Raw genomic sequence first — 23745 nt, forward strand, 5'->3', positions numbered from 1 at the left:
CAATCAACAGGGGGAGGGCGCGGCCGTGCTGCGGGGTCCCCTGCCTACAGAGGGATATCCGCATGAAATTGAAGATGTTGTGCAGCGCGCTGGCTGGTGCCTCGCTGCTGTTGAGCGCCTGTGGCGGCAGCGACGGTTCGTCCGCAGCCGCTCCGACCAAGAACGTGCTGTTCTTCCTGGGCGATGGCATGGGCATCACCACCATGACCGCCGCACGCATCTACAGCGTGGGCGAAGACGGTGAACTGACCATGGACAAGCTGCCCGAGACGGCCTTCGTCCACACCTTCTCTAACGACGCCCAGGTGACGGACAGCGCGCCCTCGATGGCCGCCTACATGACCGGCGTGAAGATGAACAACGAAGTCATCTCCATGACGCCCGACACCAAGGCCACGGACGCTGCGGGCAAGGCCTATCACACCAACTACGACAGCACCTGCCCCAGCGGCAACGGCCAGGCCGTTCCCACGCTGCTCGAGCAGATGAAGTCCGCCGGCTACGGCACGGGCGTGGTCTCCACCGCGCGCATCACGCATGCCACGCCGGCAACCACCTATTCGCACGTCTGCCACCGCGATGCAGAGAACACCATCGCCGCGGCCCTGGTGCCCGGCGGTTCCGGCTACAACAGCAAGCTCGGTGACGGCGTGGACGTGATCCTGGGTGGCGGCTCCTACTACTTCACGCCCAAGGCCGACGGCGGCCGCCGCAACGACAGCCGCAACCTGATCGCCGAGTTCAAGACGCAAAAGTACAGCTACGCCGCCAACAAGAGCGAGTTCGACAAGCTGCCTGTGGACGGCAGCAAGATCGCCGGCCTGTTCACCAAGGACCACATGGCCTATGACCTGGACCGCGATGCGACCAAGGAACCGAGCCTGGCCGAGATGACGGGCAAGGCCATCGACGCACTGTCGGCCAAGAAGAAGGGCTTCTTCCTGATGGTGGAAGGCGGCCGCATCGACCATGCGCTGCACGCCACCAACGCGCGCCGCGCGCTGCAGGACACCGTGGCCTTCGACAACGCCATCCAGACCGCGCTGGACAAGATGGCCAAGGTCGATCCGGGCCTGAAGAACACGCTGATCGTCGTCACCGCCGACCATGACCACACGCTGCACCTGAACGGCTATGCCGCGCGCACCGGCAAGACCGAGGCCGGCAAGCCCGGCGTGCTGGGCCTGGTCAAGAACTACGTGGACGGCAAGGCCTCCACCGATGTGGATGGCAATCCCTACACCATCCTGGGCTTCGGCAACGGTCCCAAGCGCCTGGCCACGCGGGGTCCCATCGACGCTGCCTCGCTGGAAAGCCCCGACTACCTGCAGGAGGCCGTGGTGCCCCTGGCCTCCGAAACCCACGGCGGCGGCGACGTGTTCCTGGGCGCGCAAGGCATGGGTGCCGATACGTTCTCGGGCGTGATCGACAACACGGCCGTGTTCAACCTGATCAAGAAGAGCATCGGCTTGTGATGCCGCACGCTGCATTCAAGGCACTCAAGGAATTCCACATGCATCCGATCCTCCAAAAGACCTCCCTCGCCCTGGCTGCGGCCGGCGCGCTGGCGCTGCTGGCACCTGCCGCCCATGCGGCTGGCGAGGCCAAGAACGTCATCTTCTTCCTCGGCGACGGCATGGGCCCGGTCACCGTGACCGCCGCGCGCATCTACAAGGGTGAGAAGCAGCTGGCTGCCAATCCCACGGCACTGACCAGCAGCGAGCGCGCCACGCTGACCATGCAGTCCCTGCCTTACGCCAGCCGCGTCAAGACCTTCTCGCGCGATGGCCAGACCACGGACAGCGCGCCTTCGATGGCGGCCTACATGACCGGCGTGAAGATGAACAACGAAGTCATCTCCATGTCGGCCGAGACCCTGGCCTATGCGGCCAACGGCCAGCAGTACATCAACGGCGAGGACACCACCTGCCCGGCCGGCAACGGCCAGCCCGCGCAGACCCTGCTGGAACTGTCCAAGGCCAAGGGCCGCGCCGTGGGAGCCATCTCCACCACGCGCGTGGGCCATGCGACGCCTGCGGCCACCTACGCCCACATCTGCAACCGCAATGGCTACAACAGCATTGCCGAGCAGTCCGTGCCCGGCCATGCCAACTACAACGCCAGGCTGGGCGACGGCATCGACGTGCTCATGGGCGGCGGCCAGCGCAACTACCTGCCCAAGTCGGTCAACCCCAGCAGCAAGCGCACGGACACGGCCAACCTCGTGGACATGATGAAGGCCAAGGGCTACGCCTATGTCGCCAAGGGCAGCGAGCTGTCGGCCCTGGACGCGACCAAGGCCCCCAAGCTGCTGGGCCTGTTCACGCAAAGCGAAATGGCCTACGAGCTGGACCGTGTCAAGCAAAAGCTGGATGAGCCCAGCCTGGCCGACATGACTGGCAAGGCGCTGGACGTGCTCAGCCGCAATGACAAGGGCTTCTTCCTGATGGTGGAAGGCGGCCGCATCGACCACGCACTGCACGGCACCAATGCCAAGCGCGCGTTGGAAGACACGCTAGCGTTCGACCGCGCCATCGAGACCGCAATGGCCTACATGGAAAAGAAGGACCCGGGCCTGAAGAACACGCTGATCGTGGTCACGGCCGATCACGACCACAACATGGTGTTCAACGGCTACTCCAAGATCGGCAACCCGATCCTGGGCAAGGTGCAGGACTACCAGACCGGCCAGATGGCCAAGGCCCAGGACGGCAAGCCCTACACCACGCTGGCCTTCGGCAACGGCGGACGTCCCAACGCCACGGCCTCCAGCCAGGTCAATGCCGAAGATGGCAACAAGCCCTGGATCGCTCCCACGCGCGGCGCCTCGCGCGACGACGTGACGGCCGTGGACACCACGGACGACAACTACCTGCAGGAAGTCGGCCTGAACCTGGGCACGCCGGGCTCCGAGACCCATGGCGGCGGCGACGTGATGCTGTTCGCCGGCGGCGCGGGCGCCAAGATCTTCAAGGGCACGATGGACAACACCAAGGTGTTCTCCAAGGTCCGCGAAGCCGCTGGCCTGTAATTGTTTCTTCCTTCGTTGGCTGCTTGCCAACCCCTGGCCGGAGCCGTGGCACATGCGTGTGCCCGGCCCCGGTTTTTTCGCATTGGCTGGATTCCATGACGCTTTCCCTTCCGGCGCCGCGCGCGGCGCGCCACATCTACGCGGCCGCGCTGCTGGCCTGTTCCGTCTCCGCAGCATGGGCCGCCGAGCCGGCCAAGGCGGCGGCATCCGCACCCACGGCCGCAGTCCCCGCTGATTCCGTGGCGCGCACCACGGCCGCCGTGCAGGCCACGCCCGAAGCCGACCTGCGCATCACCTACGAAGCCATGAGCGTGGGCAGCGACGGCGTGCAGCGCAGCAGCGTCTATACCAACCGCGTCTACCGCCGCAAGGCCCAGCTGTGGATAGAGCGCGAAATGCCCGCCGCCCTGCGCCAGAGCCAGGACCACGGCCACGACCATGCCCACGGCCCGCACGCCGGCCACGCCCATGACGAGGCCCGCGCCGCACCCCTGTCCATCCGCCGCGCCGATGACGGCAAGGTCGGCGTGGAAGTCATCCTGGCCAAGCTGCGGCGCGTCATCAGCGTGGACCTGGCCCACCACGGCAACGTGGGCTACGGCGGCTCCTTCGACAACGTGTACTGGATCGTGCCTCCCACCGCGCTGCAAGGCATGGAACGCGTGGGCAAGCCGCACAACGGCGTGCAGCGCTACCGCGGCACGGCAGGCGAACAAACCACCGTCATCGACTGGGACGTGGCCAACCAGTTCGCCCGCCGCGTGGAGCGCAGCGACTCCCACGGCACCGAGCGCATCGTCGTCACCGCCACCAAGCTGCCCGCCCCGCTGGCCCAGCCCTGGAAGGCCATCGAAGGCTACGACAAGGGTGATTACTCCGACTTGCTGGATTGAACCCCAGCCCCCAACGCAAAAGAGCTGCCCGAAGGCAGCTCTTTTTTATTCCCCATTTCAATGCTCAAACGCATGGCGCTGGAAACCGGCGCAGCCTGACACCAGGGGCGCCGAGCAAGAGCCGCCTCGCGGCGATGGCGCCGTCCCCCTTCAGGGGGAAGCCGCGCAGCGGCTCAGGGGGTACGTCAGACTTGCGCTCCAGAGTCTTTTACGACCTTGCTCCACTTCGTCGATTCGGCCTTGATGTAGGCGAGGAATTCGGCCGGCGTGTCGATCACGACATCGCCGCCCTGGTCATTGATCTTCTTGACCACGGCCGGGTCCTTGAGCACCTTGGCAATGGCTGTGTACAGGCGCTGCTGCACGGCGGCGGGCGTCTTGGCCTGGGTCCAGAGGCCGAACCACGAAGTGGCCTCGTAGCCGGGCACGCCGGCTTCGGCCACGGTGGGCACATCGGGCAGTTCGGGCGAGCGCTTGGCCGTGGTCACGGCGATGGGACGCAGCTTGCCCGAGCGCACATGCTGGATGGCCGAGGGCATGTTGTCGAACATGATGGCGATCTGGTTGCCCAGCAGGTCGGTGATGGCCGGGGCGCTGCCCTTGTAGGGCACGTGCACCATGTCCAGGCCCGTCATGGAGCGGAACAGCTCGCCCGACAGGTGGATGGAGCTGCCGCTGCCCGAGGAGCCGTAGTTCAGCTTGCCGGGATTGGCGCGCGCGTAGGCGATCATTTCCTTGACGGTCTTGAACGGCTGGCTGGGGTGGGCCACCAGCAGGTTGGGCACGTTGGCCACGCGCGTCAGGGGCGAGAAGTCCTTGATGGGGTCGAAGCCGGGCTTGGCGTAGAGCGCGGCATTGATGGCATGCGTGCCCACGGTGCCCATGAACAGCGTGTAGCCGTCGGCCGGTGCACGTGCGGCGGCCACGGCGCCGATGTTGCCGCCCGCGCCGGGCTTGTTGTCCACGATCACGGTCTGGCCCAGCTCCTGCTGCAGCGCCTGGGCGACGATGCGCGCCAGGATGTCGGTGGTGCCGCCAGCGGCAAAGGGCACGAGGATGGTGATGGGCTTGCTGGGGAAGCCGTCCTGGGCCAGGGCGGCGGTGCCGGACAGGGCGCCGAGCGCGGTCAGGGATGCGGCGGCCAGCGCCTGCAGGCCACGGCGGCGGGTGAAGTGGGTGGTTTGATCGGACATCGAGAGGTCTCCTGATTCGGCAATAAGGTGGATGGCCGGGCCCGGCAACGCCGGGCTGGGCCAGGGCAGGGCCCTGTGTGGCGCCCGCCTGTGCAGGCGGGCGCTTCCAGTGGTTCTTCTTGAAGGGTGTTGTGCCTGGGAAGGCGCTCGGTCAGACGGTCGGTCCGACGTTCGTTCAGACGGGCGCCACGCCCAGCGTGGTGCCGCCGCAGATGTAGAGCACCTGGCCGGTGACGAAGCCGTTGTCGGGCGACAGGAAGAACAGCGCGGCACGGGCCACGTCTCCCGGTGTGCCCATGCGGCCCACGGCAATGCTGTTGAGGATGCGCTGGGTCTGCGGCGCGCCTTCGGGGTTGCTCTTGGTGAACAGCTCGGTGGCGATGGGGCCCGGACCCAGGGCATTGACCGTGATGCGGTCGCGGCCCAGTTCCATGGCCAGGGTGCGCGTCAGGCCGATCAGGCCCGCCTTGGTCGCCGAGTAGACGATGCGGTCGGGCTTGCCCAGCGCGGCGCGCGAGGACATGTTCACGATGCGCCCCTCGCCGCAGGCACGCAGCGTGGGCAGGAAGGCCTGCACCAGCAGCATGGGCGCGCGCAGGTGCAGTCCCACCACGTCGTCGAGATGCTGGGTGCTGGCGTTGTCGATGGTGCCGGGGCGCGTGGCACCTGCGTTGTTGACCAGGGCGACCACGTTGTGCGCGGCGGCAATGCGGGCCGCCGCCTCGGCGGTGGCCTGCTCGCTGGTCAGGTCGGCCTGGTAGCTCACCAGCAGCGGATGGCTCCAGTCGGGCAGCACGTAGTCGAGGTTGACCACGGCGCGGCCCTGGGCCAGCAGGGCCTCGGCGATGGCGCGGCCGATGCCGTTGCTGGCGCCGCTGACCACGGTGACGGGTGTCTTGTTATCCACGGTGCTCATCGCAGTCTCAGACCTTTTCCAGGATCACGGCAATGCCCTGGCCCACGCCGATGCACATGGTGCACAACGCGTAGCGGCCGCCCACCGTGTGCAGCTGGTTCACGGCCGTGGTGGCCAGGCGGGCACCGGAGGCACCCAGCGGATGGCCCAGCGCAATGGCGCCGCCCCATTGGTTGACGCGGCGGTCGTCGTCGGCAATGCCCAGATCGCGCAGCACGGCCAGGCCCTGTGCGGCAAAGGCTTCGTTCAGCTCGATCACGTCCATCTGCTCCAGCGTCAGGCCGGTCAGGGCCAGCACCTTGCGCACGGCGGGCGCCGGGCCGAAGCCCATGATGCGCGGCGCCACGCCGGCCACGGCCATGCCGACCACGCGGGCGCGGGGCACCAGGTTGTATTGCCTGGCGGCTTCCTCGTTGGCCAGCAGCAGGGCGCAGGCGCCGTCGTTCACGCCGCTGGCATTGCCGGCCGTCACCGTGCCATCCGGGCGCACCACGCCCTTGAGCTTGGCCAGCGCCTCGATGGTGGTGGCGCGCGGATGTTCGTCCTGGCTCACGACAATGGCGTCGCCCTTTTTCTGGGCAATGGACACGGACACGATTTCCTTGGCCAGGTAGCCGGCCGCGATGGCGGCGGCGGCCTTTTGCTGGCTGGCCAGGGCCATGCGGTCCTGGGCTTCGCGCTCGATCTTGAAGTCGTCGGCCACGTTCTCGGCCGTCTCGGGCATGGAGTCCACGCCGTACTGCTGCTTCATCAGCTTGTTGACGAAGCGCCAGCCGATGGTGGTGTCGTACACGGCGTTGCTGCGGCTGAAGGCGCTTTCTGCCTTGGGCATGACGAAGGGCGCACGGCTCATGCTTTCCACGCCGCCCGCGATCATCAGGCGGGCCTCACCCGCCTTGATGGCGCGCGCGGCCGTGCCCACGGCGTCCAGGCCCGAGCCGCACAGCCGGTTGATGGTGGCGCCCGGCACATCGATGGGCAGGCCGGCCAGCAGGGCGGACATGCGCGCCACGTTGCGGTTGTCTTCGCCCGCCTGGTTGGCGCAGCCGTAGAGCACGTCGGCCACGGCCGTCCAGTCCACGCCGGGATTGCGCTCCATCAGCGCCTTGATCGGCACGGCGCCGAGGTCATCGGCACGCACCGGGGACAGGGCGCCGCCGTAGCGGCCGAAGGGGGTGCGGATGGCGTCGCAGATGAAGGCCTGGTTGGACTGGCTCATGGTGTCTCCTGGAAAAAGAATGAAGAGGTGCCGGGGTGCGCCGCAGCGCACCCACTGGGGGGAGCGGAGGGATCAGGCCGTGGCCGTCGCGTCCTTGATGGGCAGGCCCACGATGGACTGCAGCTCAGCGTGCGAGAGGCCGGGCACGGTGTCGATCAGGCACAGGCCCTCGGGCGTGCATTCCAGCGTGCACAGGTCGGTGTAGATGCGCTTGACGCAGGACAGGCCCGTGAGCGGATAGCTGCAGGCCTCGACGACCTTGCATTCGCCGGTCTTGGTCAGCAGGTCCATCATCACCCAGGTCTGGCGTGCACCCACGGCCAGGTCCATGGCGCCGCCCACGGCGGGAATGGCACCGGCCTCGCCCGTGCTCCAGTTGGCCAGGTCGCCCGTGGCCGAAACCTGGAAGGCGCCCAGCACGCAGATGTCCAGGTGGCCGCCGCGCATCATGGCGAAGCTGTCGGCATGGTGGAAATAGCAGCCGCCCGGCAGCAGGGTGACGGGCTGCTTGCCGGCATTGGTCAGGTCATAGTCCTCCTGGCCTTCGGCGGGCGCCGGGCCCATGCCCAGGATGCCGTTCTCGCTTTGCAGGATGACCTCGCGGCCGGCCGGGATGTGGTTGGCCACCTGGGTGGGCATGCCGATGCCCAGGTTGACATAGGCGCCGTCGAAGATGTCTTCGGCCACGCGCCGGGCCAGCTCTTGCTTGCTGCGTTTCTGGTAGCTGCTCATGCTCTTGCTTTCGGCGGTTGGGGCGCTCATGCGGTTTTCTTGAAGCCGCCGGCCTGGGTGGCCACGCGGTCGATCTTCACGATCTGGCTCACGTAGATGCCGGGCGTGACCACGGCCTCGGGGTCCAGCGCACCCAGCTCCACGATCTCGTGCACGGTGGCGATCGTGTGCTTGGCCGCCGTGGCCATCACCGGCCCGAAGTTGCGGGCCGACATGCGGTAGGTGAGGTTGCCCCAGCGGTCGCCCTTCTCGGCCTTGACCAGTGCCACGTCGCCGTGGATGGGATGCTCCAGCACATAGTGCTTGCCGTTGATCTCGCGCGTTTCCTTGCCGTTGGCCAGCTCCGTGCCATAGGCCGTGGGGCAGAAGAAGCCGCCGATGCCGGCGCCGGCGGCGCGCAGGCGCTCGGCCAGGTTGCCTTGGGGCACGAGTTCCAGCTCGATCTTGCCGCTGCGGTACAGGTCGTCGAACACCCAGCTGTCCACCTGGCGGGGGAAGCTGCAGATGATCTTGCGCACCTGGCCGCTCTTGAGCAGGGCGGCCAGCCCCTGGTCTCCGTTGCCCGCGTTGTTGTTGACCACGGTCAGTTCGCGTGCGCCCTGGGCGATCAGGCCGTCGATGAGTTCGGTGGGATTGCCCGAGGTGCCAAAGCCCCCGATCAGCACGGTGGAGCCGTCCTGGACGCCCGACAACGCCTCGGCGATGGTGTCGGTGATTTTGTTGATCACTTGCTTGTCTCCGGTATGCAGGCCGCTGGCGCTGCGCTAAAATGTTCGTATGTAGAACAAAAGTTCGCAGAAAGAATTATAGAGCCATGGAAAAAAATGCCGCTTCCGTAATTTCCACAGGTGGGGTTGAAGAAGAGGGCGGCACGCCGCGCCCCGGCGACAGCTATGTGCAGTCCTTCGCGCGCGGCCTGGGCGTGATCCGCTCGTTCAGCGCCGAGGCGCATGCGCAGACGCTCAGCGAGGTGGCGGCGCGCACGGGGCTCACGCGCGCCGGGGCCCGGCGCATCCTGCTGACGCTGCAGACGCTGGGCTATGTGAAGAGCGACGGCAAGCTGTTCCAGCTCACGCCGCGCATCATGGAACTGGGCTTTGCCTACCTCAGCTCCACCCCGGTCTGGAACCTGGCCGAGCCCGTGATGGAAAACCTGGTCGACGAGGTCAAGGAGTCCTGCTCGGCCGCCGTGCTCGATGGCGGCGACATCGTCTATGTGCTGCGCGTGCACACCCACAAGATCATGAGCACCAACCTCGGCGTGGGCTCACGCCTGCCGGCCTGCTGGACCTCGATGGGGCGCGTGCTGCTGGCCGGCGAGAGCGATGAATCCCTGCAGGCCCTGCTGGATGCGCGCGAGCGCCGGCAGTTCACGGCCCTGACCGAGCAGGATGATGACCGCCTGCGCCAGCGCATTCTGGAGGTGCGCGCCCAGGGCTGGGCCCTGGTGGACCAGGAACTGGCCGAAGGCCTGATCTCCATCGCGGCGCCCGTGAAGAACGCGGCCGGGCGCACCGTGGCTGCGCTCAACATCAGCGGCCAGGCCAACCGCAACAGCGCCGAGATGATGCGCGGGCAACTGCTGCCCCGGCTGCTGGCCGCCACGCAGTTGGTAAGCCAATTGCTCAGGGCCTCATCGCGGCTTTCCCTGTAGGGCGGCGGGCGGCGCGGCGCTCCATAATTGCCGATCCACGCCCCGCACTCGCACCATGGCCCGCCTGCCCCGACTCACTCTTGCGGATCTGCCGCACCACATCATCCAGCTCGGCAACAACGGCGGGGACATCTTCATCGATGCCCAGGACCGGGAAACCATGCTCGGGCTGCTGCGCGAGATGGCGCGCAGCTGCGAGCTGGCCGTGCATGCCTACGTGCTGCTGCCCAGCCAGTTCCACCTGCTGGCCACGCCCCGCACCGGCGATGGCCTGCCCAAGTTCATGCAGGCCGTGGGCCGGCGCTATGTGCGCTACTTCAACGACCGCCACGGCCGCAGCGGCACGCTGTGGGAAGGCCGCTATCGCGGCACGGTGCTGCAGCCCAGCTGGCTGCTGCCCACCATGGTCTTCATGGACGACAGCCCCGTGCGCGCCGGCCTGGTCCAGCGGCCGGCCGACTGGCCCTGGTCCAGCTACGCGCACAACGCCGGCCTGCGCAGCGACGCGCTGATCCAGCCGCATGCCGTGTTCTGGGAACTGGGCAACACCCCGTTTGCGCGGGATGCGGCCTATGTGGAAGCCGTGGAAGAGGGGGTTGGCACCGATGACGCCGAACGCATCAGCCAGTCGGCGCTGCGGGGTTGGGCGCTGGGCGATGAGCAATTCATTGCCGATTTACAACAGCGCACCGAGCGCCGCGTGACCCGCCAACGTGCCGGTCGTCCGCCCGGACGGACCAATGAGCGCACCACAACAGTGCGTTAGTACCCACTGATGGCCTGCAAGTGCTTGATTCCTCACTGCAGGTCTTTGTGAAATAAATGTGTCCCTTATTAATTTCCGATTTTTTTGTTCTGGAATTAATTGGGATCTGACCCTTATATAAATTTATTGCATGAGGTGATGCCTTGCCTTAATCTTGCGTTCCCTGCGAAAAATTTGAGGATTCCGCCATGACGACGGCTGCCGAGATCAAGCATCTCCAAGACCACGGTCTGTACTCCAAGAGCAACGAGCACGACGCCTGCGGCCTCGGCTTTGTTGCACATATCAAGGGCGTCAAGCGCCATGACATCGTCACCGGCGCGCTCAAGATCCTCGAAAACATCGACCATCGCGGCGCCGTGGGTGCCGACAAGCTCATGGGCGATGGCGCGGGCATTCTGATCCAGATTCCCGACCAGCTTTACCGCGAAGAGATGGCAAAGCAGGGCGTGGCCCTGCCGCCCGCGGGCGAGTACGGCGTGGGCATGATCTTCCTGCCCAAGGAACATGCATCGCGCCTGGCCTGCGAGCAGGAGATGGAACGCGCCATCAAGGCCGAAGGCCAGGTCCTGCTGGGCTGGCGCGATGTGCCCGTGAACCGCGACATGCCCATGTCGCCCACGGTCCAGGAAAAGGAACCCATCCTGCGCCAGGTCTTCATCGGCCGCGGCGCCGACGTGATCGTGCAGGACGCGCTGGAGCGCAAGCTGTACGTGATCCGCAAGACGGCCAGCGCCGCCATCCAGAACCTCAAGCTCAAGCACAGCAAGGAATACTACGTTCCCAGCATGAGCAGCCGCACCGTGGTCTACAAGGGCCTGCTGCTGGCCGACCAGGTGGGCGTGTACTACAACGACCTGTCCGACGAGCGCTGCGTCTCGGCCATCGGCCTGGTGCACCAGCGCTTTTCCACCAACACCTTCCCCGAGTGGCCGCTGGCCCACCCCTACCGCTACGTGGCCCACAACGGTGAAATCAACACCGTGCGCGGCAACTACAACTGGATGCTGGCGCGCGAAGGCGTGATGGCCTCGCCCGTGCTGGCCGAGGACCTCAAGAAGCTCTATCCCATCAGCTTCGCAGGCCAGTCCGACACGGCAACGTTCGACAACTGCCTGGAACTGCTGACCATGGCCGGCTACCCCATCAGCCAGGCCGTGATGATGATGATTCCCGAGCCCTGGGAGCAGCACGAGTCCATGGACGAGCGCCGCCGCGCCTTCTATGAATACCACGCCGCCATGATGGAGCCCTGGGACGGCCCGGCCTCCATCGTGTTCACCGACGGCCGCCAGATCGGCGCCACGCTGGACCGCAACGGCCTGCGCCCCTCGCGCTACGTGATCACCGATGACGACCTGGTCATCTTGGCTTCCGAGGCCGGCGTGCTGCCCGTGCCCGACAGCTCCATCGTGCGCAAGTGGCGCCTGCAGCCCGGCAAGATGCTGCTGATCGACCTGGAGCAGGGCCGCCTGATCGAGGACGACGAGCTCAAGGCCAACATCGTCAACACCAAGCCCTACAAGCAGTGGATCGAGAACCTGCGCATCAAGCTGGGCAGCGTGGGCGGTGACACCCATGCCGGCCCCGAGGCCGCCAGCCTGCCGCTGCTCGAGCGCCAGCAGGCCTTCGGCTTCACGCAGGAAGACATCAAGTTCCTGCTGGCCCCCATGGCCAAGAACGGCGAGGAAGGCATCGGCTCCATGGGCAACGACAGCCCGCTGGCCGTGCTGTCGGACAAGAACAAGCCGCTGTACAACTACTTCCGCCAGATGTTCGCGCAGGTGACCAACCCGCCGATCGACCCCATCCGCGAAGCCATCGTGATGTCGCTGGTGTCCTTCATCGGACCCAAGCCCAACCTGCTGGACATCAACCAGGTCAACCCGCCCATGCGCCTCGAAGTGCACCAGCCGGTGCTGGACTTCGCCGACATGGCCAAGCTGCGCGACATCGAACGCCACACCCAGGGCAAGTTCAAGAGCGCAACGATCGACATCACCTACCCGCTGTCCTGGGGCAAGCAGGGCGTGGAAGCCAAGCTGGCATCGCTGTGCGCGCAGGCCGTGGACGCCATCAAGGGCGGCGCCAACATCCTGATCATCAGCGACCGCCATGTGAGCGCCACCCAGGTGGCCATCCCCGCGCTGCTGGCGCTGTCGGCCATCCACCAGCACCTGGTGCGCGAGGGCCTGCGTACCACGGCCGGCCTGGTCGTGGAAACGGGCACGGCGCGCGAAGTGCACCACTTCGCCGTGCTGGCAGGCTACGGCGCCGAGGCCGTGCATCCCTACCTGGCCATGGAAACCCTGGCCGACATGCACAAGGAGCTGGGCGGCGACCTGTCGGCCGACAAGGCCATCTACAACTACGTCAAGGCCATCGGCAAGGGCCTGTCCAAGATCATGTCCAAGATGGGCGTGTCCACCTACATGTCCTATTGCGGCGCCCAGCTGTTCGAGGTGATCGGCCTGAACAGCGACACCGTGGACAAGTACTTCACCGGCACGGCCAGCCGTGTCGAGGGCATCGGCGTCTTCGAGATCGCCGAGGAAACCATCCGCAACCACCGCGCGGCCTTCGGTGACGATCCCGTGCTGGAGACCATGCTGGACGCCGGCGGCGAATACGCCTGGCGCGCCCGTGGCGAAGAGCACATGTGGTCGCCCGACGCCATCGCCAAGCTGCAGCATTCCACGCGCTCCAACAACTGGAGCACGTACAAGGAATACGCCCAGCTGATCAACGACCAGAGCAAGCGCCACATGACGCTGCGCGGCCTGTTCGAGTTCAAGTTCGACCCGGCCAAGGCCATTGCGCTAGACCAGGTCGAATCGGCCAAGGACATCGTCAAGCGCTTTGCCACGGGCGCCATGTCCCTGGGCTCGATTAGCACCGAGGCCCATGCCACGCTGGCCGTAGCCATGAACCGCATCGGCGGCAAGAGCAACACCGGCGAAGGCGGGGAAGATCCCCAGCGCTACCGCAACGAGCTCAAGGGCATCCCGATCAAGAAGGGCGAGACCCTGGGCTCCATCATCGGCGCCGACAAGGTCGAGGCCGACATCGAGCTGCAGGACGGCGACTCGCTGCGCTCCAGGATCAAGCAGGTGGCATCGGGCCGCTTCGGCGTCACGGCCGAGTACCTGTCGTCCTCGGACCAGGTGCAGATCAAGATGGCCCAGGGCGCCAAGCCCGGCGAAGGTGGCCAGCTGCCCGGCGGCAAGGTGTCCGACTACATCGGCAAGCTGCGCCACTCCGTGCCCGGCGTCGGCCTGATCTCGCCCCCGCCCCACCACGACATCTACTCCATCGAGGATCTGGCCCAGCTGATCCACGACCTGAAGAACGTGGCACCGCACGCCGACATCTCGGTCAAGCTCGTGTCCGAAGTGGGCGTGGGCACCATCGCGGCCGGCGTGGCCAAGTGCAAGAGCGACCACGTGGTCATCGCAGGCCATGACGGCGGCACGGGCGCATCGCCCTGGTCGTCCATCAAGCATGCGGGCTCGCCCTGGGAAATCGGCCTGGCCGAGACCCAGCAGACCCTGGTGCTCAACCGCCTGCGCGGCCGTATCCGCGTTCAGGCCGACGGCCAGATGAAGACCGGCCGCGACGTCGTCATCGGCGCGCTGCTGGGCGCCGACGAGTTCGGCTTCGCCACCGCGCCCCTGGTCGTCGAGGGCTGCATCATGATGCGCAAGTGCCACCTGAACACCTGCCCCGTGGGCGTGGCCACGCAGGACCCGGTGCTGCGCGCCAAGTTCTCGGGCAAGCCCGAGCATGTGGTGAACTACTTCTTCTTCATCGCCGAGGAAGTGCGCCAGATCATGGCCCAGCTGGGCGTGGCCAAGTTCGACGACCTGATCGGCCGTGCCGACCTGCTGGACACCCGCAAGGGCCTGCAGCACTGGAAGGCCCAGGGCCTGGACTTCTCGCGCCTGTTCGCCCAGCCCGAAGTGCCCGCCGACGTGGCGCGCTTCCATGTCGAAAAGCAGGACCACCTGCTGGACAAGGCGCTGGACGTGAAGCTCATCGAGCGCTGCAAGCCCGCCATCGAGAACGGCGAGCGCGTGCGCATCATGGAAGTGGCGCGCAACGTGAACCGCTCCGTGGGCGCCATGCTCTCCGGTGCCGTGACGCGCGTGCATCCCGAAGGCCTGCCGGATGACACCATCCGCATCCACTTCGAGGGAACGGGCGGCCAGTCCTTCGGCGCCTTCCTGTGCAACGGCATCACGCTGAACCTGCGCGGAGATGCCAATGACTACACGGGCAAGGGCCTGTCCGGCGGCCGCGTGGTGGTGCATGCCAGCCATGAATTCCGCGGCGACACGACGACCAACACCATCGTCGGCAACACCGTGATGTTCGGTGCCACCAGCGGCGAGGCCTTCTTCGGTGGCGTGGCCGGCGAGCGTTTCGCGGTGCGCCTGTCGGGCGCCACGGCCGTGGTCGAAGGCGTGGGCGACCACGGCTGCGAATACATGACCGGCGGCACCGTGGTGGTGCTGGGCAAGACGGGCCGCAACTTCGCAGCCGGCATGAGCGGCGGCGTGGCCTATGTGTATGACGAGGATGGCCGCTTCGCCGAGCGCTGCAACAAGGCGTCCGTCTCGCTGGACCAGGTGCTGCCCCACGACGAGCACCTGGCCCAGGTCTCGCCCGCCGTCTGGCACCGCCGCGAAACCGACGAACGCCAGCTGCGCGCACTGATCGAGGCGCACAGCCGCTGGACGGGCTCCAAGCGTGCCCGCGACCTGCTGGACAACTGGGCGGCGGCCCGCTCCAAGTTCGTAAAGGTCTTCCCCAGCGAGTACAAGCGTGCCCTGTCCGAGATGTACGAGCGCCAGGTGATGGAAGAGCCCGCCACGCCCGAGGTCGAGGAACACGCCAAGGAAGCCGTGGCCGCCAAATAACAAGGAAGCGAAGGATGCAGGCAGCGGCCCGCATCCATCCCTGCACCCCACACATCAGGACAACGAATCATGGGAAAGACCACCGGCTTCATGGAATATGAACGCCTCGAGGAGGGCTACGCGCCCGTCGTCGAGCGCGTGAAGCACTACAAGGAATTCGTCATCGGCCTCGATGACAGCCAGGCCAAGATCCAGGGCGCGCGCTGCATGGACTGCGGCACGCCGTTCTGCAACAGCGGCTGCCCGGTCAACAACATCATTCCGGACTTCAACGACCTGGTCTTCCACGGCGGCTGGAAGAGCGCCAGCGCCGTGCTGCACAGCACCAACAACTTCCCCGAGTTCACCGGCCGCATCTGCCCCGCGCCCTGCGAGGCCGCCTGCACGCTGAACATCAACGACGACGCCGTGGGCATCAAGTCCATTGAGCACGCCATCATCGACCGTGCCTGGGCCGAAGGCTGGGTCAAGCCCCTGCCCAGCAGCCGCAAGACCGGCAAGAAGGTGGCCGTGGTCGGCGCCGGCCCCGCAGGCCTGGCGGCCTCGCAGCAGCTGGCCCGTGCCGGCCACGATGTGACGCTGTTCGAGAAGAACGACCGCGTCGGCGGCCTGCTGCGCTACGGCATTCCCGACTTCAAGATGGAGAAGTCGCACATCGACCGCCGCGTCGAGCAGCTCGTGGCCGAAGGCGTCAAGATCCGTACCGGCGTGCTGGTGGCGGGCAAGGACGGCCTGGGCGAAGACTCCAAGGTCACCAACTGGGCCAAGGAAACCGTCAGCCCCGAGCAGCTCATGGCCGAGTTCGATGCCGTGCTGCTGACCGGCGGTGCCGAGCAGTCGCGCGACCTGCCCGTGCCGGGGCGCGAACTCAAGGGCATCCATTTCGCCATGGAGTTCCTGCCGCAGCAAAACAAGGTCAACGCCGGCGACAAGCTCAAGGGCCAGCTGCGGGCCGATGGCAAGCACGTCATCGTCATCGGTGGCGGCGACACCGGCTCCGACTGCGTGGGCACCAGCAACCGCCATGGCGCCGTCAGCGTGACCCAGTTCGAGCTGATGCCCATGCCGCCCGAGCAGGAGAACAAGCCCCTGGTCTGGCCCTACTGGCCGATCAAGCTGCGCACCAGTTCCAGCCACGAGGAAGGCTGCGAGCGCGAGTTCGCCATCGCCACCAAGGAGTTCATCGGCGAGAAAGGCCAGGTCACGGCCGTCAAGACCGTGCGCATCGAAATGAAGGACGGCAAGATGGTCGAGGTGCCCGGCAGCGAGCAGGTGCTCAAGGCCGATCTGGTGCTGCTGGCCATGGGCTTCGTCAGCCCGGTGCAGGCCGTGCTCGACGCCTTTGGCGTGGACAAGGACGCACGCGGCAACGCCAAGGCCACCACCGACTTCACAGGCGGCTACGCCACCAGCGTGCCCAAGCTGTTCGCCGCTGGCGACGTGCGCCGCGGCCAGTCCCTGGTGGTCTGGGCCATCCGCGAAGGCCGCCAGGCCGCTCGCTCCATCGACGAGTTCCTCATGGGCACGTCCGACCTGCCGCGGTGAGATGCCAACCCCGGAAGGGGCTTGGCCATAGACAAAGAAAAAGCCCTTGGTGATGAACCAAGGGCTTTTTATTACAGATTCCTCGTGTTTCAGCGTAGGCTCTTGAAACTGGCGCGCCCTAAAGCGAGGGACACCGAGGAAGGGCCGCCCCGCACCGAGGGTGTCGTCCCCCTCTGGGGGAAGGCGCGAAGCGACTCAGGGGGAGGGTTTATCCTCTGCCGGCTTGTCCACTGCGGTGCCGGGCTCGGCTTCTTCTTCCGGTGCCTTGGAGACGCGGCTGAACCAGCCGGCGCCCAGGATGCCTATTTCGTAAAGAATGCACATCGGAATGGCCAGGGCCAGTTGGGAGATCACGTCGGGCGGCGTGACCACGGCGGCAATGATGAAGGCCACCACGATGAAGTAGCCACGGAAGGACTTGAGCTTGGCGATGTCCACCAGGCCGAAGCGCACCAGCAGCATGACCACGATGGGCACCTGGAAGGCCAGACCAAAGGCCAGGTACAGCGACAGGATGGCCTCCACATACGAGGCGATGTCCGGCGTGGCCGCCACGCTGTCCGGGGTGAAGCCCTGGATGAAGGCAAACATCTTGTCGAGCACGAAGAACTGCACGAAGGCGATGCCGATATAGGCCAGCAGGCTGCCGAAGATGATCAGCGGCAGCGCAAAGCGCTTTTCATGGCTGTACAGGCCGGGCGCCACGAAGGCCCACATCTGGTACATGATCCAGGGCAGCACGGCCAGCACGCCCACCATCATCAGCACCTTGAGCGGTACGAAGAAGGGCGTGAACACGCCCACCGCGATGAGCTTGGCATCGGGCGGCATGTGGGCCTTGATCGGGTGGGCGATGAAGTCGATCAGCCCGTTGGGGCCGGGCCACACGGCCAGCACGGCGATCGCCAGACCAATGCCGTAGATGCAATAGAGCAGGCGGTCGCGCAGCTCCATCAGGTGCTGGACGAAAGGCTGCTCGGTGCCTGCCAGCTCGTCGTCTTTAGGTGGAATGTCGGACATGGTGCGAAACCGCGGCGGGCCGCAAGGGCATCCACGGACCTGGGGTGAAAAGCAGAAAGCCCGACGGATCGGGCAGGATTCGGCAATGGCGGGTGCCCGGGTGGCAGAGGCTGGGCTGGTTGCCTCGTGGCCCGCGGCGCGCCGGCATCTTCAGCGGGACTTCTGGGGGCGAAAGCGCGCCACGCGCGCCGCGCCCGACTGCGCCTTGGTGCGCACACCGGCGCGGGCCTTGTACCACTGGGGCACGGCTGCACGCTTGAGGCGCCAGTTCTTGCCCGGGTGACGGTAGGCCGGCGCCACGGCGCTGTACGTATCGCTGTCGGAGCCGTAGGAAGAGGAGTCGTACGAGGAAGACGTGCCGTTGAGCGATGCCGTGGACTCGTTCCAGTCCTTCTCGAAGTTGGCGGCCGAAGTGTGGATGGACTGCTCGACGTCTCGCGCCGCGCCCTCCACGGTGTCCTTCATCTTGCGCAACTCGTCGAGTTCCATCGAACGGTTGACCTCGGCCTTCACATCGGAGACATAGCGCTGGGCCTTGCCCAGCAGGGTGCCGACGGTACGCGCCACGCGCGGCAGCTTCTCGGGGCCGATGACCACGAGAGCCACGGCGCCGATCAGCGCCATCTTGGAAAGGCCAATATCAAACATGGAAGCTTGGCGTGCGGGCCATCAGCTCTTTTGCTTGGCTTCGACGTCGATGGTGGCCTTGTCGGTGGCTGTCTGGCCTGCAACCTGGCCAGGGGCAGCTGCGGGGGTGTCGGTGGAGGTCGAGCCGTCCTTCACACCGTCCTTGAAGCCCTTGACGGCGCCGCCAAGGTCGGAACCGATGTTCTTCAGCTTCTTGGTTCCGAACACCAGAACCACGATGGCCAGGACGATCAGCCAATGCCAGATGGAAAACGAGCCCATGAGAATCTCTCCTAAGAATTGCAGATCATTTTAGACGCCGGGCCATGGCGGCAGTTCGCAAGGCCCCACAAAAGCCGTTCGGCCGACGCAAGAAACAGGGGGTGCCTCAAGCAAGAGACGGGCCACCTTGTGCCGGGCGGCAGCCGTCTGCTGCAGGTAGCGTGGCCGCTGCGGCGTTTTCAGCCCTTGAGTTTCAGCCCTTGAGCCAGGGGCGGGGGCCGCCCATGACGTGGATATGCAGGTGGTGGACTTCCTGGCCGCCTTCGGTGCCCGTGTTGACCACCAGGCGAAAGCCGCCGTCCGGATACGGGTTGCAGCCCTGCTCGGCAGCCAGGCGGGGCGCCAGTGCCATCAGGCGGCCCAGCAGCGGGGCGTCCTCGGCCTGGACCTGGGCCATGGAGGGGATGTGCTTCTTGGGCACCATCAGGAAGTGGATGGGCGCGCCGGGATGGATGTCGTGGAAGGCGAAGACGTCCTCGTCCTCATAGACCTTGCGGGAAGGGATCTCGCCTTTGGTGATGCGGCAAAACAGGCAGTTCGGGTCGTGGTCGTGCATGGCGCTACAGGAATCCTGGGAGGCTGGCGGTAGGTTGGAAATCAGGCCGGATTGTCGTTGATGCGCAGCGTCTGGCGCACGCCGATGTCGCTGCGGTGCTGCTGGAGCCACTGCTGGCCCTGCTCGCGTCCGAGCTCGAACAGCTCGCGCACGAAGCGCATGTCGGAGCGCGTCTTGGTCGAGGCGCCATAGCCCTTGAGCACGGAGCCGCCGTCCACGCGGTGCAGCAGCACCTTTTTGTAGCGTGTCGGGTCCAGCTTGCCCTGCTCGAGCAGGCGCTTGACGAACTCGATGGCGCGCAGCTCGGACAACAGGCCGGCGTTGAAGGTGACCTCGTTCATGCGGTCCATGATGTCGGCCGCCGTATTGGGCAGGTCGGTGTGCTCGATGGGATTGATCTGCACCAGCAGGATGTCGCTGGACGCGGTGCCGTAGATCAGGGGATACAGGGCGGGATTGCCCGAGAAACCGCCGTCCCAGTAAGGCTCGCCATCGATTTCCACGGCCTTGAACAGCTGGGGCAGGCAGGCCGAGGCCATGACCGCGTCGGCACTGAGTTTTCTGCCCGAAAAGATGCAGCCCCGGCCCGTGCGCACATTGGTGGCGCAGACAAAGACCTTGGGCACCACGCCCTCCACGGGCGGATGCGTCAGCGCCTCGAAATCCACGACCCGTTCGAGCAGCTTGCGCAGCGGGTTGATGTCCAGCGGGTTGGTCTGGTAGGGCGAGAAGAACTGGTTGAGCACACCCATGAAGGGACTGCCCGGCAGGGGCGCGCCCCACATCAGGCTGCCCATGGTGCCCACGCCTTCCCAGAGTTCGGTCAACGTGGCGCGGGCCAGCTCGGCCCCCAGAGCCTGGGCGGCCACCGGATCGCTTTCCTGGCGTGCAGCCTTGGCAAAGCCCTGGGCCAGGGCCACGGCATTCATGGCACCGGCGCTGGTGCCGCTGATGCCGTCGAAGACAAGGCTGCCGTCTTCCAGCAGCGCATCGAGCACGCCCCAGGTCAGGGCGCCGTGCGAGCCCCCGCCCTGCAGGGCGAGGTTGATCTTGCAGGTCGGGGTCGGAGTCATGGCGGTTTGCCCGGGACCTTCAGCGGTCCACGGCCTGGTTGCGGTTCATGGCGACCATGCCGCGCACGATGCGGTAGAGGAACCAGATGGAGATGACGGTCCAGGCGATCCAGCCGGGCACGAAGAACAGCAGCCACAGCGGCGCCGTGACCAGGTACAGGATGCCGGCCCAGATCACGCTGCGGATGCGCCACGAGAAGTGGTTGGCCATCCAGCTGCCTTCGGCGTCGCCGCGCTTGACCAGATCGATGATCAGGGCGATCACCAGCAGCGCAATGCTGGGCTGTGCGCCCGGCACGACGGCGGCCACGGCCACCACCAGGTGCAGCAGGTAGCTGACCCAGCCCCAGGCCTTGAGGCCTTCGATGCGGGACTGGTCCAGGGCACGGACTTCGATGAAATCGTCATTCATGGCAGCGGTCCTTTCTCGTTCACATCACGTTCCTGGGCCTTGCGCAGCGCCTTTTCCTCGATGCCGCTGGTGCCTTCGCGGCGTTCCAGCTCGGCAACGACCTGGGCGGGCGTCAGGCCATAGTGGGCCAGGGCGATCATGCTATGGAACCACAGATCGGCCACTTCGTAGAGGATTTTGCCGGCGTCCCCGCCATGGTCTGCGTCCTTGGCGGCCATGACCACTTCGGTGGCCTCTTCGCCGATCTTCTTCAAAAAGGCATCCGGGCCCTTGTGCAGCAGGCGGGCGACGTAGCTCTTGTCGGGGTCGCCGCCGTTGGCGGGCTTGCGGCTTTCGATGACGGCGGCCAGGCGCGCCAGGGCGTCCAGCGAGGAAGTGCTTGCGGTGTCGTTCATGTTCGTGGAATTCATTTGTAGATCGATTCGGGGTCTTTCAAGACCGGATCGACGGCCTGCCACTGGCCATCGCGCAGCACGCTGTAGAAGCAGCTGTGGCGCCCCGTGTGGCAGGCAATGCCGGGCTCGTGGCCGGTCTGGGTGATCTTGAGCAGGACCACGTCGTTGTCGCAGTCGATGCGCACCTCGTGCACGGTCTGCACGTGGCCCGATTCCTCGCCCTTGAACCACAGCTTGTTGCGCGAGCGGCTGAAGTAGACGGCGCGGCCCAGCTCGGCCGTCTTGGCCAGGGCCTCGCGGTTCATCCAGGCGAACATCATCACGTCGCCCGTGTCCTTTTCCTGCGCAATCACGGGCACCAGGCCCTGCGCATCCCATTTGACTTGATCTAGCCAGTTCATTGCCTGCATTGTGAATATCCTGGGTGGGCATCCCTGTGACAGGATTGTCAGGAATTGCCTGGAATGGAAGAGGGGCGCGCTGGCCCCAGCGGCCGGCGCGCGGTAATCAGAGGCGCACGGGCACGCCGCGCTCTGCCATGCGCTGTTTGGCCTGGCCCACGGTGAATTCGCCGTAGTGGAAGATGCTGGCGGCCAGCACGGCGTCGGCGCCGCCCAGGGTCACGCCATCGGCCAGGTCGTCCAGCGAGCCCACGCCGCCCGAGGCGATCACGGGCACGGGCACGGCGTCGCTGACGGCGCGCGTGAGCTTCAGGTCGAAGCCGGACTTGGTGCCATCGCGGTCCATGCTGGTCAGCAGGATCTCGCCCGCGCCGCGGCGCGCCATTTCGGCGGCCCACTGCACGGCATCCAGGCCGGTGTTCTTGCGTCCGCCGTGGCTGTACACGTCCCAGCCGGGGCCGGCAGCGCGGCCATCGGCGCCGATGCGCTGCTCGTCCTCGGCGGTGCGGCGCTTGGCGTCGATGGCCACGACGATGCATTGCGCGCCGTACTTGTCGGAGGCCGCATTGATCACGTCGGGGTTGGCGATGGCGGCCGAGTTGAAGCTGGTCTTGTCGGCGCCCGCGTTGAGCAGGCGGCGCACGTCCTCGACGGTGCGCACACCGCCGCCGACGGTCAGGGGAATGAAGACCTGGCTGGCCACGGACTCGATGATGGGCAGGATCAGGTCGCGCCCGTCGCTGGTGGCCGTGATGTCCAGGAAGGTCAGCTCGTCCGCGCCCTGGGCGTTGTAGCGCGCGGCGATCTCCACCGGGTCGCCCGCATCGCGCAGCTCCACGAAGTTCACGCCTTTGACGACGCGCCCTCCCGTGACGTCAAGACAGGGGATGATGCGTTTGGCAAGCATGGGCAGACTCGTGGCTAGGGCGTGAAACAAGGGCGAAAAGATACCACGCCCTCGGCGCCCGCATGGGCTGCGGGGTTCAGCGCTTGAGGCCTGCGGCCTGGCTTTGCCAACGCCATGCGTCCTCGCACATGCGGTCCAGGTCCAGCATGGCCTTCCAGCCCAGCAGGCGCTCGGCCTCGGCGGGGTCGGCCCAGCACTGGGCCACGTCGCCGGGGCGGCGCGCCACGATCTGGTAGGGCACGGGGCGGCCGCTGGCGCGCTCGAAGGCCTTGACCATCTCCAGCACCGAGACTGGGCGCCCCGTGCCCAGGTTCACGGTCAGCAGGCCCTGCTGCTCGCGCAGATAGCGCAGCGCCGCCAGGTGGCCGCGCGCCAGGTCAGTGACGTGGATGTAGTCGCGCACGCCCGTGCCGTCCGGCGTCGCATAGTCATCGCCATAGACACTGAGCTGCTGGCGCTGGCCGATGGCGACCTGCGACACATAGGGCATGAGGTTGTTGGGGATGTCGCGCGGGTCCTCGCCGATCAGGCCGCTTTCATGGGCGCCCACGGGGTTGAAGTAGCGCAGCCGTGCCAGGCTCCACTGGCCGGGCTCGGCCCGGTCCAGGTCGGCCAGCATTTCCTCGATCCACAGCTTGCTGCGGCCGTAGGGGTTGGTGGCGGACAGCGGAAAGTCTTCGCGGATCGGCAGGCTGGCCGGGTCGCCGTAGACCGTGGCCGAGGAGGAGAACACCAGGCTGTGCACGCCCGCCGTCCGCATGGCCTGCAGCAGGGCGACCGTGCCGCCCACGTTGTGTTCGTAGTAGCGCAGTGGCTGGGCCACGGATTCGCCCACGGCCTTGAGCGCTGCGAAGTGGATCACCTCTTGGATGCAATGCTGGGCAAACAGCCGGTCCAGCGCGGCGCGGTCGCGCACGTCGCCTTCCACGCACAGCGGGCGCCGGCCCGTGATGCGTTCCATGCGGTCGAGCACGTCGGCGCTGCTGTTGCTGAAGTTGTCGTAGATCAGGTAGGGCTCGCCTGCGGCGGCCAGCTCCACGCAGGTGTGGGAGCCGATGAAGCCGGCGCCGCCTGTGACCAGGATCATGAATACCTCTCATTGGTGATTTTTTGGCGTGCCTAGTATCGCAATAACCCAGCTTCTCCCCGGGTTCAAGTGCGCTGAGCACAAAAGTAGGAAGAAAACACGTTTGTAGACAAACAA

At 66.4% G+C, this 23745-nt stretch carries 22 protein-coding genes; 7 read left to right on the top strand and 15 right to left on the bottom strand.

The features are described from left to right. Window positions 1–62: 62 nt before the first annotated feature. The 3 genes from KDK82_RS01030 to KDK82_RS01040 all read left to right on the top strand — a co-directional run bounded on the left by KDK82_RS01030 (window position 63) and on the right by KDK82_RS01040 (window position 3924). Window positions 63–1475, top strand: a complete 1413-nt coding sequence (locus KDK82_RS01030) for an alkaline phosphatase (RefSeq protein ID WP_088163808.1) — start codon at window positions 63–65, stop codon at window positions 1473–1475. Window positions 1476–1513: 38 nt separating this feature from the next. Next, the gene (locus KDK82_RS01035; protein ID WP_088165408.1) at window positions 1514–3031 is read left to right on the top strand and encodes an alkaline phosphatase; all 1518 of its coding nucleotides are present in this window, start codon (window positions 1514–1516) and stop codon (window positions 3029–3031) included. 95 nt (window positions 3032–3126) lie between these two features. Continuing rightward, entirely contained in the window at window positions 3127–3924 is a 798-nt protein-coding gene (locus KDK82_RS01040; protein WP_088163810.1) for a hypothetical protein, read from the top strand. 185 nt (window positions 3925–4109) lie between these two features. On the opposite strand, the gene KDK82_RS01045 is transcribed toward KDK82_RS01040, so the two are convergent. From KDK82_RS01045 to KDK82_RS01065, 5 genes are all read right to left on the bottom strand, one after another. Then, window positions 4110–5117, bottom strand: a complete 1008-nt coding sequence (locus tag KDK82_RS01045) for a tripartite tricarboxylate transporter substrate binding protein (RefSeq protein WP_012207363.1) — start codon at window positions 5115–5117, stop codon at window positions 4110–4112. 175 nt (window positions 5118–5292) lie between these two features. Further along, the gene (locus KDK82_RS01050; protein WP_088163812.1) at window positions 5293–6033 is read right to left on the bottom strand and encodes an SDR family NAD(P)-dependent oxidoreductase; all 741 of its coding nucleotides are present in this window, start codon (window positions 6031–6033) and stop codon (window positions 5293–5295) included. Window positions 6034–6040: 7 nt separating this feature from the next. Next, window positions 6041–7252, bottom strand: coding sequence for a 3-oxoadipyl-CoA thiolase (pcaF, locus tag KDK82_RS01055; RefSeq protein WP_088163814.1), 1212 nt, complete (start codon window positions 7250–7252; stop codon window positions 6041–6043). A 72-nt stretch (window positions 7253–7324) separates the two neighbouring features. Then, complete coding sequence (locus tag KDK82_RS01060) at window positions 7325–7984, bottom strand: 3-oxoacid CoA-transferase subunit B (protein WP_179217911.1); 660 nt, start codon at window positions 7982–7984, stop codon at window positions 7325–7327. 26 nt (window positions 7985–8010) lie between these two features. Beyond that, the gene (locus KDK82_RS01065; protein WP_012207359.1) at window positions 8011–8712 is read right to left on the bottom strand and encodes a 3-oxoacid CoA-transferase subunit A; all 702 of its coding nucleotides are present in this window, start codon (window positions 8710–8712) and stop codon (window positions 8011–8013) included. A gap of 86 nt (window positions 8713–8798) precedes the next feature. Here KDK82_RS01065 and KDK82_RS01070 point away from each other — a divergent pair, with 86 nt between their 5' ends. The 4 genes from KDK82_RS01070 to KDK82_RS01085 all read left to right on the top strand — a co-directional run bounded on the left by KDK82_RS01070 (window position 8799) and on the right by KDK82_RS01085 (window position 16868). Then, window positions 8799–9638, top strand: coding sequence for an IclR family transcriptional regulator C-terminal domain-containing protein (locus KDK82_RS01070; RefSeq protein WP_088163818.1), 840 nt, complete (start codon window positions 8799–8801; stop codon window positions 9636–9638). Between the two features lie 55 nt (window positions 9639–9693). Then, on the top strand, window positions 9694–10404 hold the full coding sequence (locus KDK82_RS01075) for a transposase (RefSeq protein ID WP_012207357.1): 711 nt from the start codon (window positions 9694–9696) through the stop codon (window positions 10402–10404). Window positions 10405–10592: 188 nt separating this feature from the next. Continuing rightward, entirely contained in the window at window positions 10593–15323 is a 4731-nt protein-coding gene (locus KDK82_RS01080; protein WP_013800777.1) for a glutamate synthase-related protein, read from the top strand. A 69-nt stretch (window positions 15324–15392) separates the two neighbouring features. Then, window positions 15393–16868, top strand: a complete 1476-nt coding sequence (locus KDK82_RS01085) for a glutamate synthase subunit beta (protein WP_013800778.1) — start codon at window positions 15393–15395, stop codon at window positions 16866–16868. 195 nt (window positions 16869–17063) lie between these two features. Here KDK82_RS01085 and tatC read toward each other — a convergent pair whose 3' ends face one another. The 10 genes from tatC to galE form a co-directional block, all read right to left on the bottom strand. Next, entirely contained in the window at window positions 17064–17888 is an 825-nt protein-coding gene (gene tatC / locus KDK82_RS01090; protein WP_013800779.1) for a twin-arginine translocase subunit TatC, read from the bottom strand. Window positions 17889–18038: 150 nt separating this feature from the next. Continuing rightward, entirely contained in the window at window positions 18039–18536 is a 498-nt protein-coding gene (gene tatB / locus KDK82_RS01095) for a Sec-independent protein translocase protein TatB (RefSeq protein WP_012207353.1), read from the bottom strand. Window positions 18537–18557: 21 nt separating this feature from the next. Next, on the bottom strand, window positions 18558–18797 hold the full coding sequence (gene tatA / locus KDK82_RS01100) for a Sec-independent protein translocase subunit TatA (RefSeq protein WP_016445560.1): 240 nt from the start codon (window positions 18795–18797) through the stop codon (window positions 18558–18560). Window positions 18798–18990: 193 nt separating this feature from the next. Next, window positions 18991–19353 (bottom strand): histidine triad nucleotide-binding protein, encoded by a 363-nt coding sequence (locus tag KDK82_RS01105; protein WP_012207351.1) that lies wholly within the window; start codon window positions 19351–19353, stop codon window positions 18991–18993. A 41-nt stretch (window positions 19354–19394) separates the two neighbouring features. Then, entirely contained in the window at window positions 19395–20426 is a 1032-nt protein-coding gene (locus KDK82_RS01110; RefSeq protein WP_088163820.1) for a patatin-like phospholipase family protein, read from the bottom strand. A 19-nt stretch (window positions 20427–20445) separates the two neighbouring features. Next, window positions 20446–20838 (bottom strand): hypothetical protein, encoded by a 393-nt coding sequence (locus KDK82_RS01115; RefSeq protein WP_088163822.1) that lies wholly within the window; start codon window positions 20836–20838, stop codon window positions 20446–20448. Further along, entirely contained in the window at window positions 20835–21248 is a 414-nt protein-coding gene (locus tag KDK82_RS01120) for a phosphoribosyl-ATP diphosphatase (RefSeq protein WP_043822256.1), read from the bottom strand. Before KDK82_RS01120 ends, KDK82_RS01115 begins: the two co-directional genes overlap by 4 nt. Further along, the gene (hisI, locus tag KDK82_RS01125) at window positions 21245–21643 is read right to left on the bottom strand and encodes a phosphoribosyl-AMP cyclohydrolase (protein ID WP_012207347.1); all 399 of its coding nucleotides are present in this window, start codon (window positions 21641–21643) and stop codon (window positions 21245–21247) included. Before hisI ends, KDK82_RS01120 begins: the two co-directional genes overlap by 4 nt. A gap of 97 nt (window positions 21644–21740) precedes the next feature. Further along, window positions 21741–22541, bottom strand: coding sequence for an imidazole glycerol phosphate synthase subunit HisF (hisF, locus tag KDK82_RS01130; protein ID WP_013800786.1), 801 nt, complete (start codon window positions 22539–22541; stop codon window positions 21741–21743). 76 nt (window positions 22542–22617) lie between these two features. After that, the gene (galE, locus tag KDK82_RS01135; RefSeq protein ID WP_088163824.1) at window positions 22618–23628 is read right to left on the bottom strand and encodes a UDP-glucose 4-epimerase GalE; all 1011 of its coding nucleotides are present in this window, start codon (window positions 23626–23628) and stop codon (window positions 22618–22620) included. Between the last annotated feature and the right edge of the window lie 117 nt (window positions 23629–23745).

It is taken from the genome of Delftia sp. K82, assembly GCF_002193035.1.
Taxonomy (GTDB): Bacteria; Pseudomonadota; Gammaproteobacteria; order Burkholderiales; family Burkholderiaceae_C; genus Comamonas; species Comamonas acidovorans.

Excerpts from the sequence above, each read along its gene's own strand:
- KDK82_RS01040 (WP_088163810.1), top strand. The coding sequence starts at position 3,127 with ATGACGCTTTCCCTTCCGGCGCCGCGCGCGGCGCGCCACATCTACGCG.
- KDK82_RS01120 (WP_043822256.1), bottom strand. The coding sequence starts at position 21,248 with ATGAATTCCACGAACATGAACGACACCGCAAGCACTTCCTCGCTGGAC.
- hisF (WP_013800786.1), bottom strand. The coding sequence starts at position 22,541 with ATGCTTGCCAAACGCATCATCCCCTGTCTTGACGTCACGGGAGGGCGC.
- KDK82_RS01030 (WP_088163808.1), top strand. The coding sequence starts at position 63 with ATGAAATTGAAGATGTTGTGCAGCGCGCTGGCTGGTGCCTCGCTGCTG.
- KDK82_RS01075 (WP_012207357.1), top strand. The coding sequence starts at position 9,694 with ATGGCCCGCCTGCCCCGACTCACTCTTGCGGATCTGCCGCACCACATC.
- tatC (WP_013800779.1), bottom strand. The coding sequence starts at position 17,888 with ATGTCCGACATTCCACCTAAAGACGACGAGCTGGCAGGCACCGAGCAG.
- tatA (WP_016445560.1), bottom strand. The coding sequence starts at position 18,797 with ATGGGCTCGTTTTCCATCTGGCATTGGCTGATCGTCCTGGCCATCGTG.
- KDK82_RS01035 (WP_088165408.1), top strand. The coding sequence starts at position 1,514 with ATGCATCCGATCCTCCAAAAGACCTCCCTCGCCCTGGCTGCGGCCGGC.
- KDK82_RS01070 (WP_088163818.1), top strand. The coding sequence starts at position 8,799 with ATGGAAAAAAATGCCGCTTCCGTAATTTCCACAGGTGGGGTTGAAGAA.
- KDK82_RS01110 (WP_088163820.1), bottom strand. The coding sequence starts at position 20,426 with ATGACTCCGACCCCGACCTGCAAGATCAACCTCGCCCTGCAGGGCGGG.
- galE (WP_088163824.1), bottom strand. The coding sequence starts at position 23,628 with ATGATCCTGGTCACAGGCGGCGCCGGCTTCATCGGCTCCCACACCTGC.
- KDK82_RS01050 (WP_088163812.1), bottom strand. The coding sequence starts at position 6,033 with ATGAGCACCGTGGATAACAAGACACCCGTCACCGTGGTCAGCGGCGCC.
- pcaF (WP_088163814.1), bottom strand. The coding sequence starts at position 7,252 with ATGAGCCAGTCCAACCAGGCCTTCATCTGCGACGCCATCCGCACCCCC.
- KDK82_RS01105 (WP_012207351.1), bottom strand. The coding sequence starts at position 19,353 with ATGCACGACCACGACCCGAACTGCCTGTTTTGCCGCATCACCAAAGGC.
- tatB (WP_012207353.1), bottom strand. The coding sequence starts at position 18,536 with ATGTTTGATATTGGCCTTTCCAAGATGGCGCTGATCGGCGCCGTGGCT.
- KDK82_RS01115 (WP_088163822.1), bottom strand. The coding sequence starts at position 20,838 with ATGAATGACGATTTCATCGAAGTCCGTGCCCTGGACCAGTCCCGCATC.
- KDK82_RS01085 (WP_013800778.1), top strand. The coding sequence starts at position 15,393 with ATGGGAAAGACCACCGGCTTCATGGAATATGAACGCCTCGAGGAGGGC.
- hisI (WP_012207347.1), bottom strand. The coding sequence starts at position 21,643 with ATGCAGGCAATGAACTGGCTAGATCAAGTCAAATGGGATGCGCAGGGC.
- KDK82_RS01045 (WP_012207363.1), bottom strand. The coding sequence starts at position 5,117 with ATGTCCGATCAAACCACCCACTTCACCCGCCGCCGTGGCCTGCAGGCG.
- KDK82_RS01080 (WP_013800777.1), top strand. The coding sequence starts at position 10,593 with ATGACGACGGCTGCCGAGATCAAGCATCTCCAAGACCACGGTCTGTAC.
- KDK82_RS01060 (WP_179217911.1), bottom strand. The coding sequence starts at position 7,984 with ATGAGCAGCTACCAGAAACGCAGCAAGCAAGAGCTGGCCCGGCGCGTG.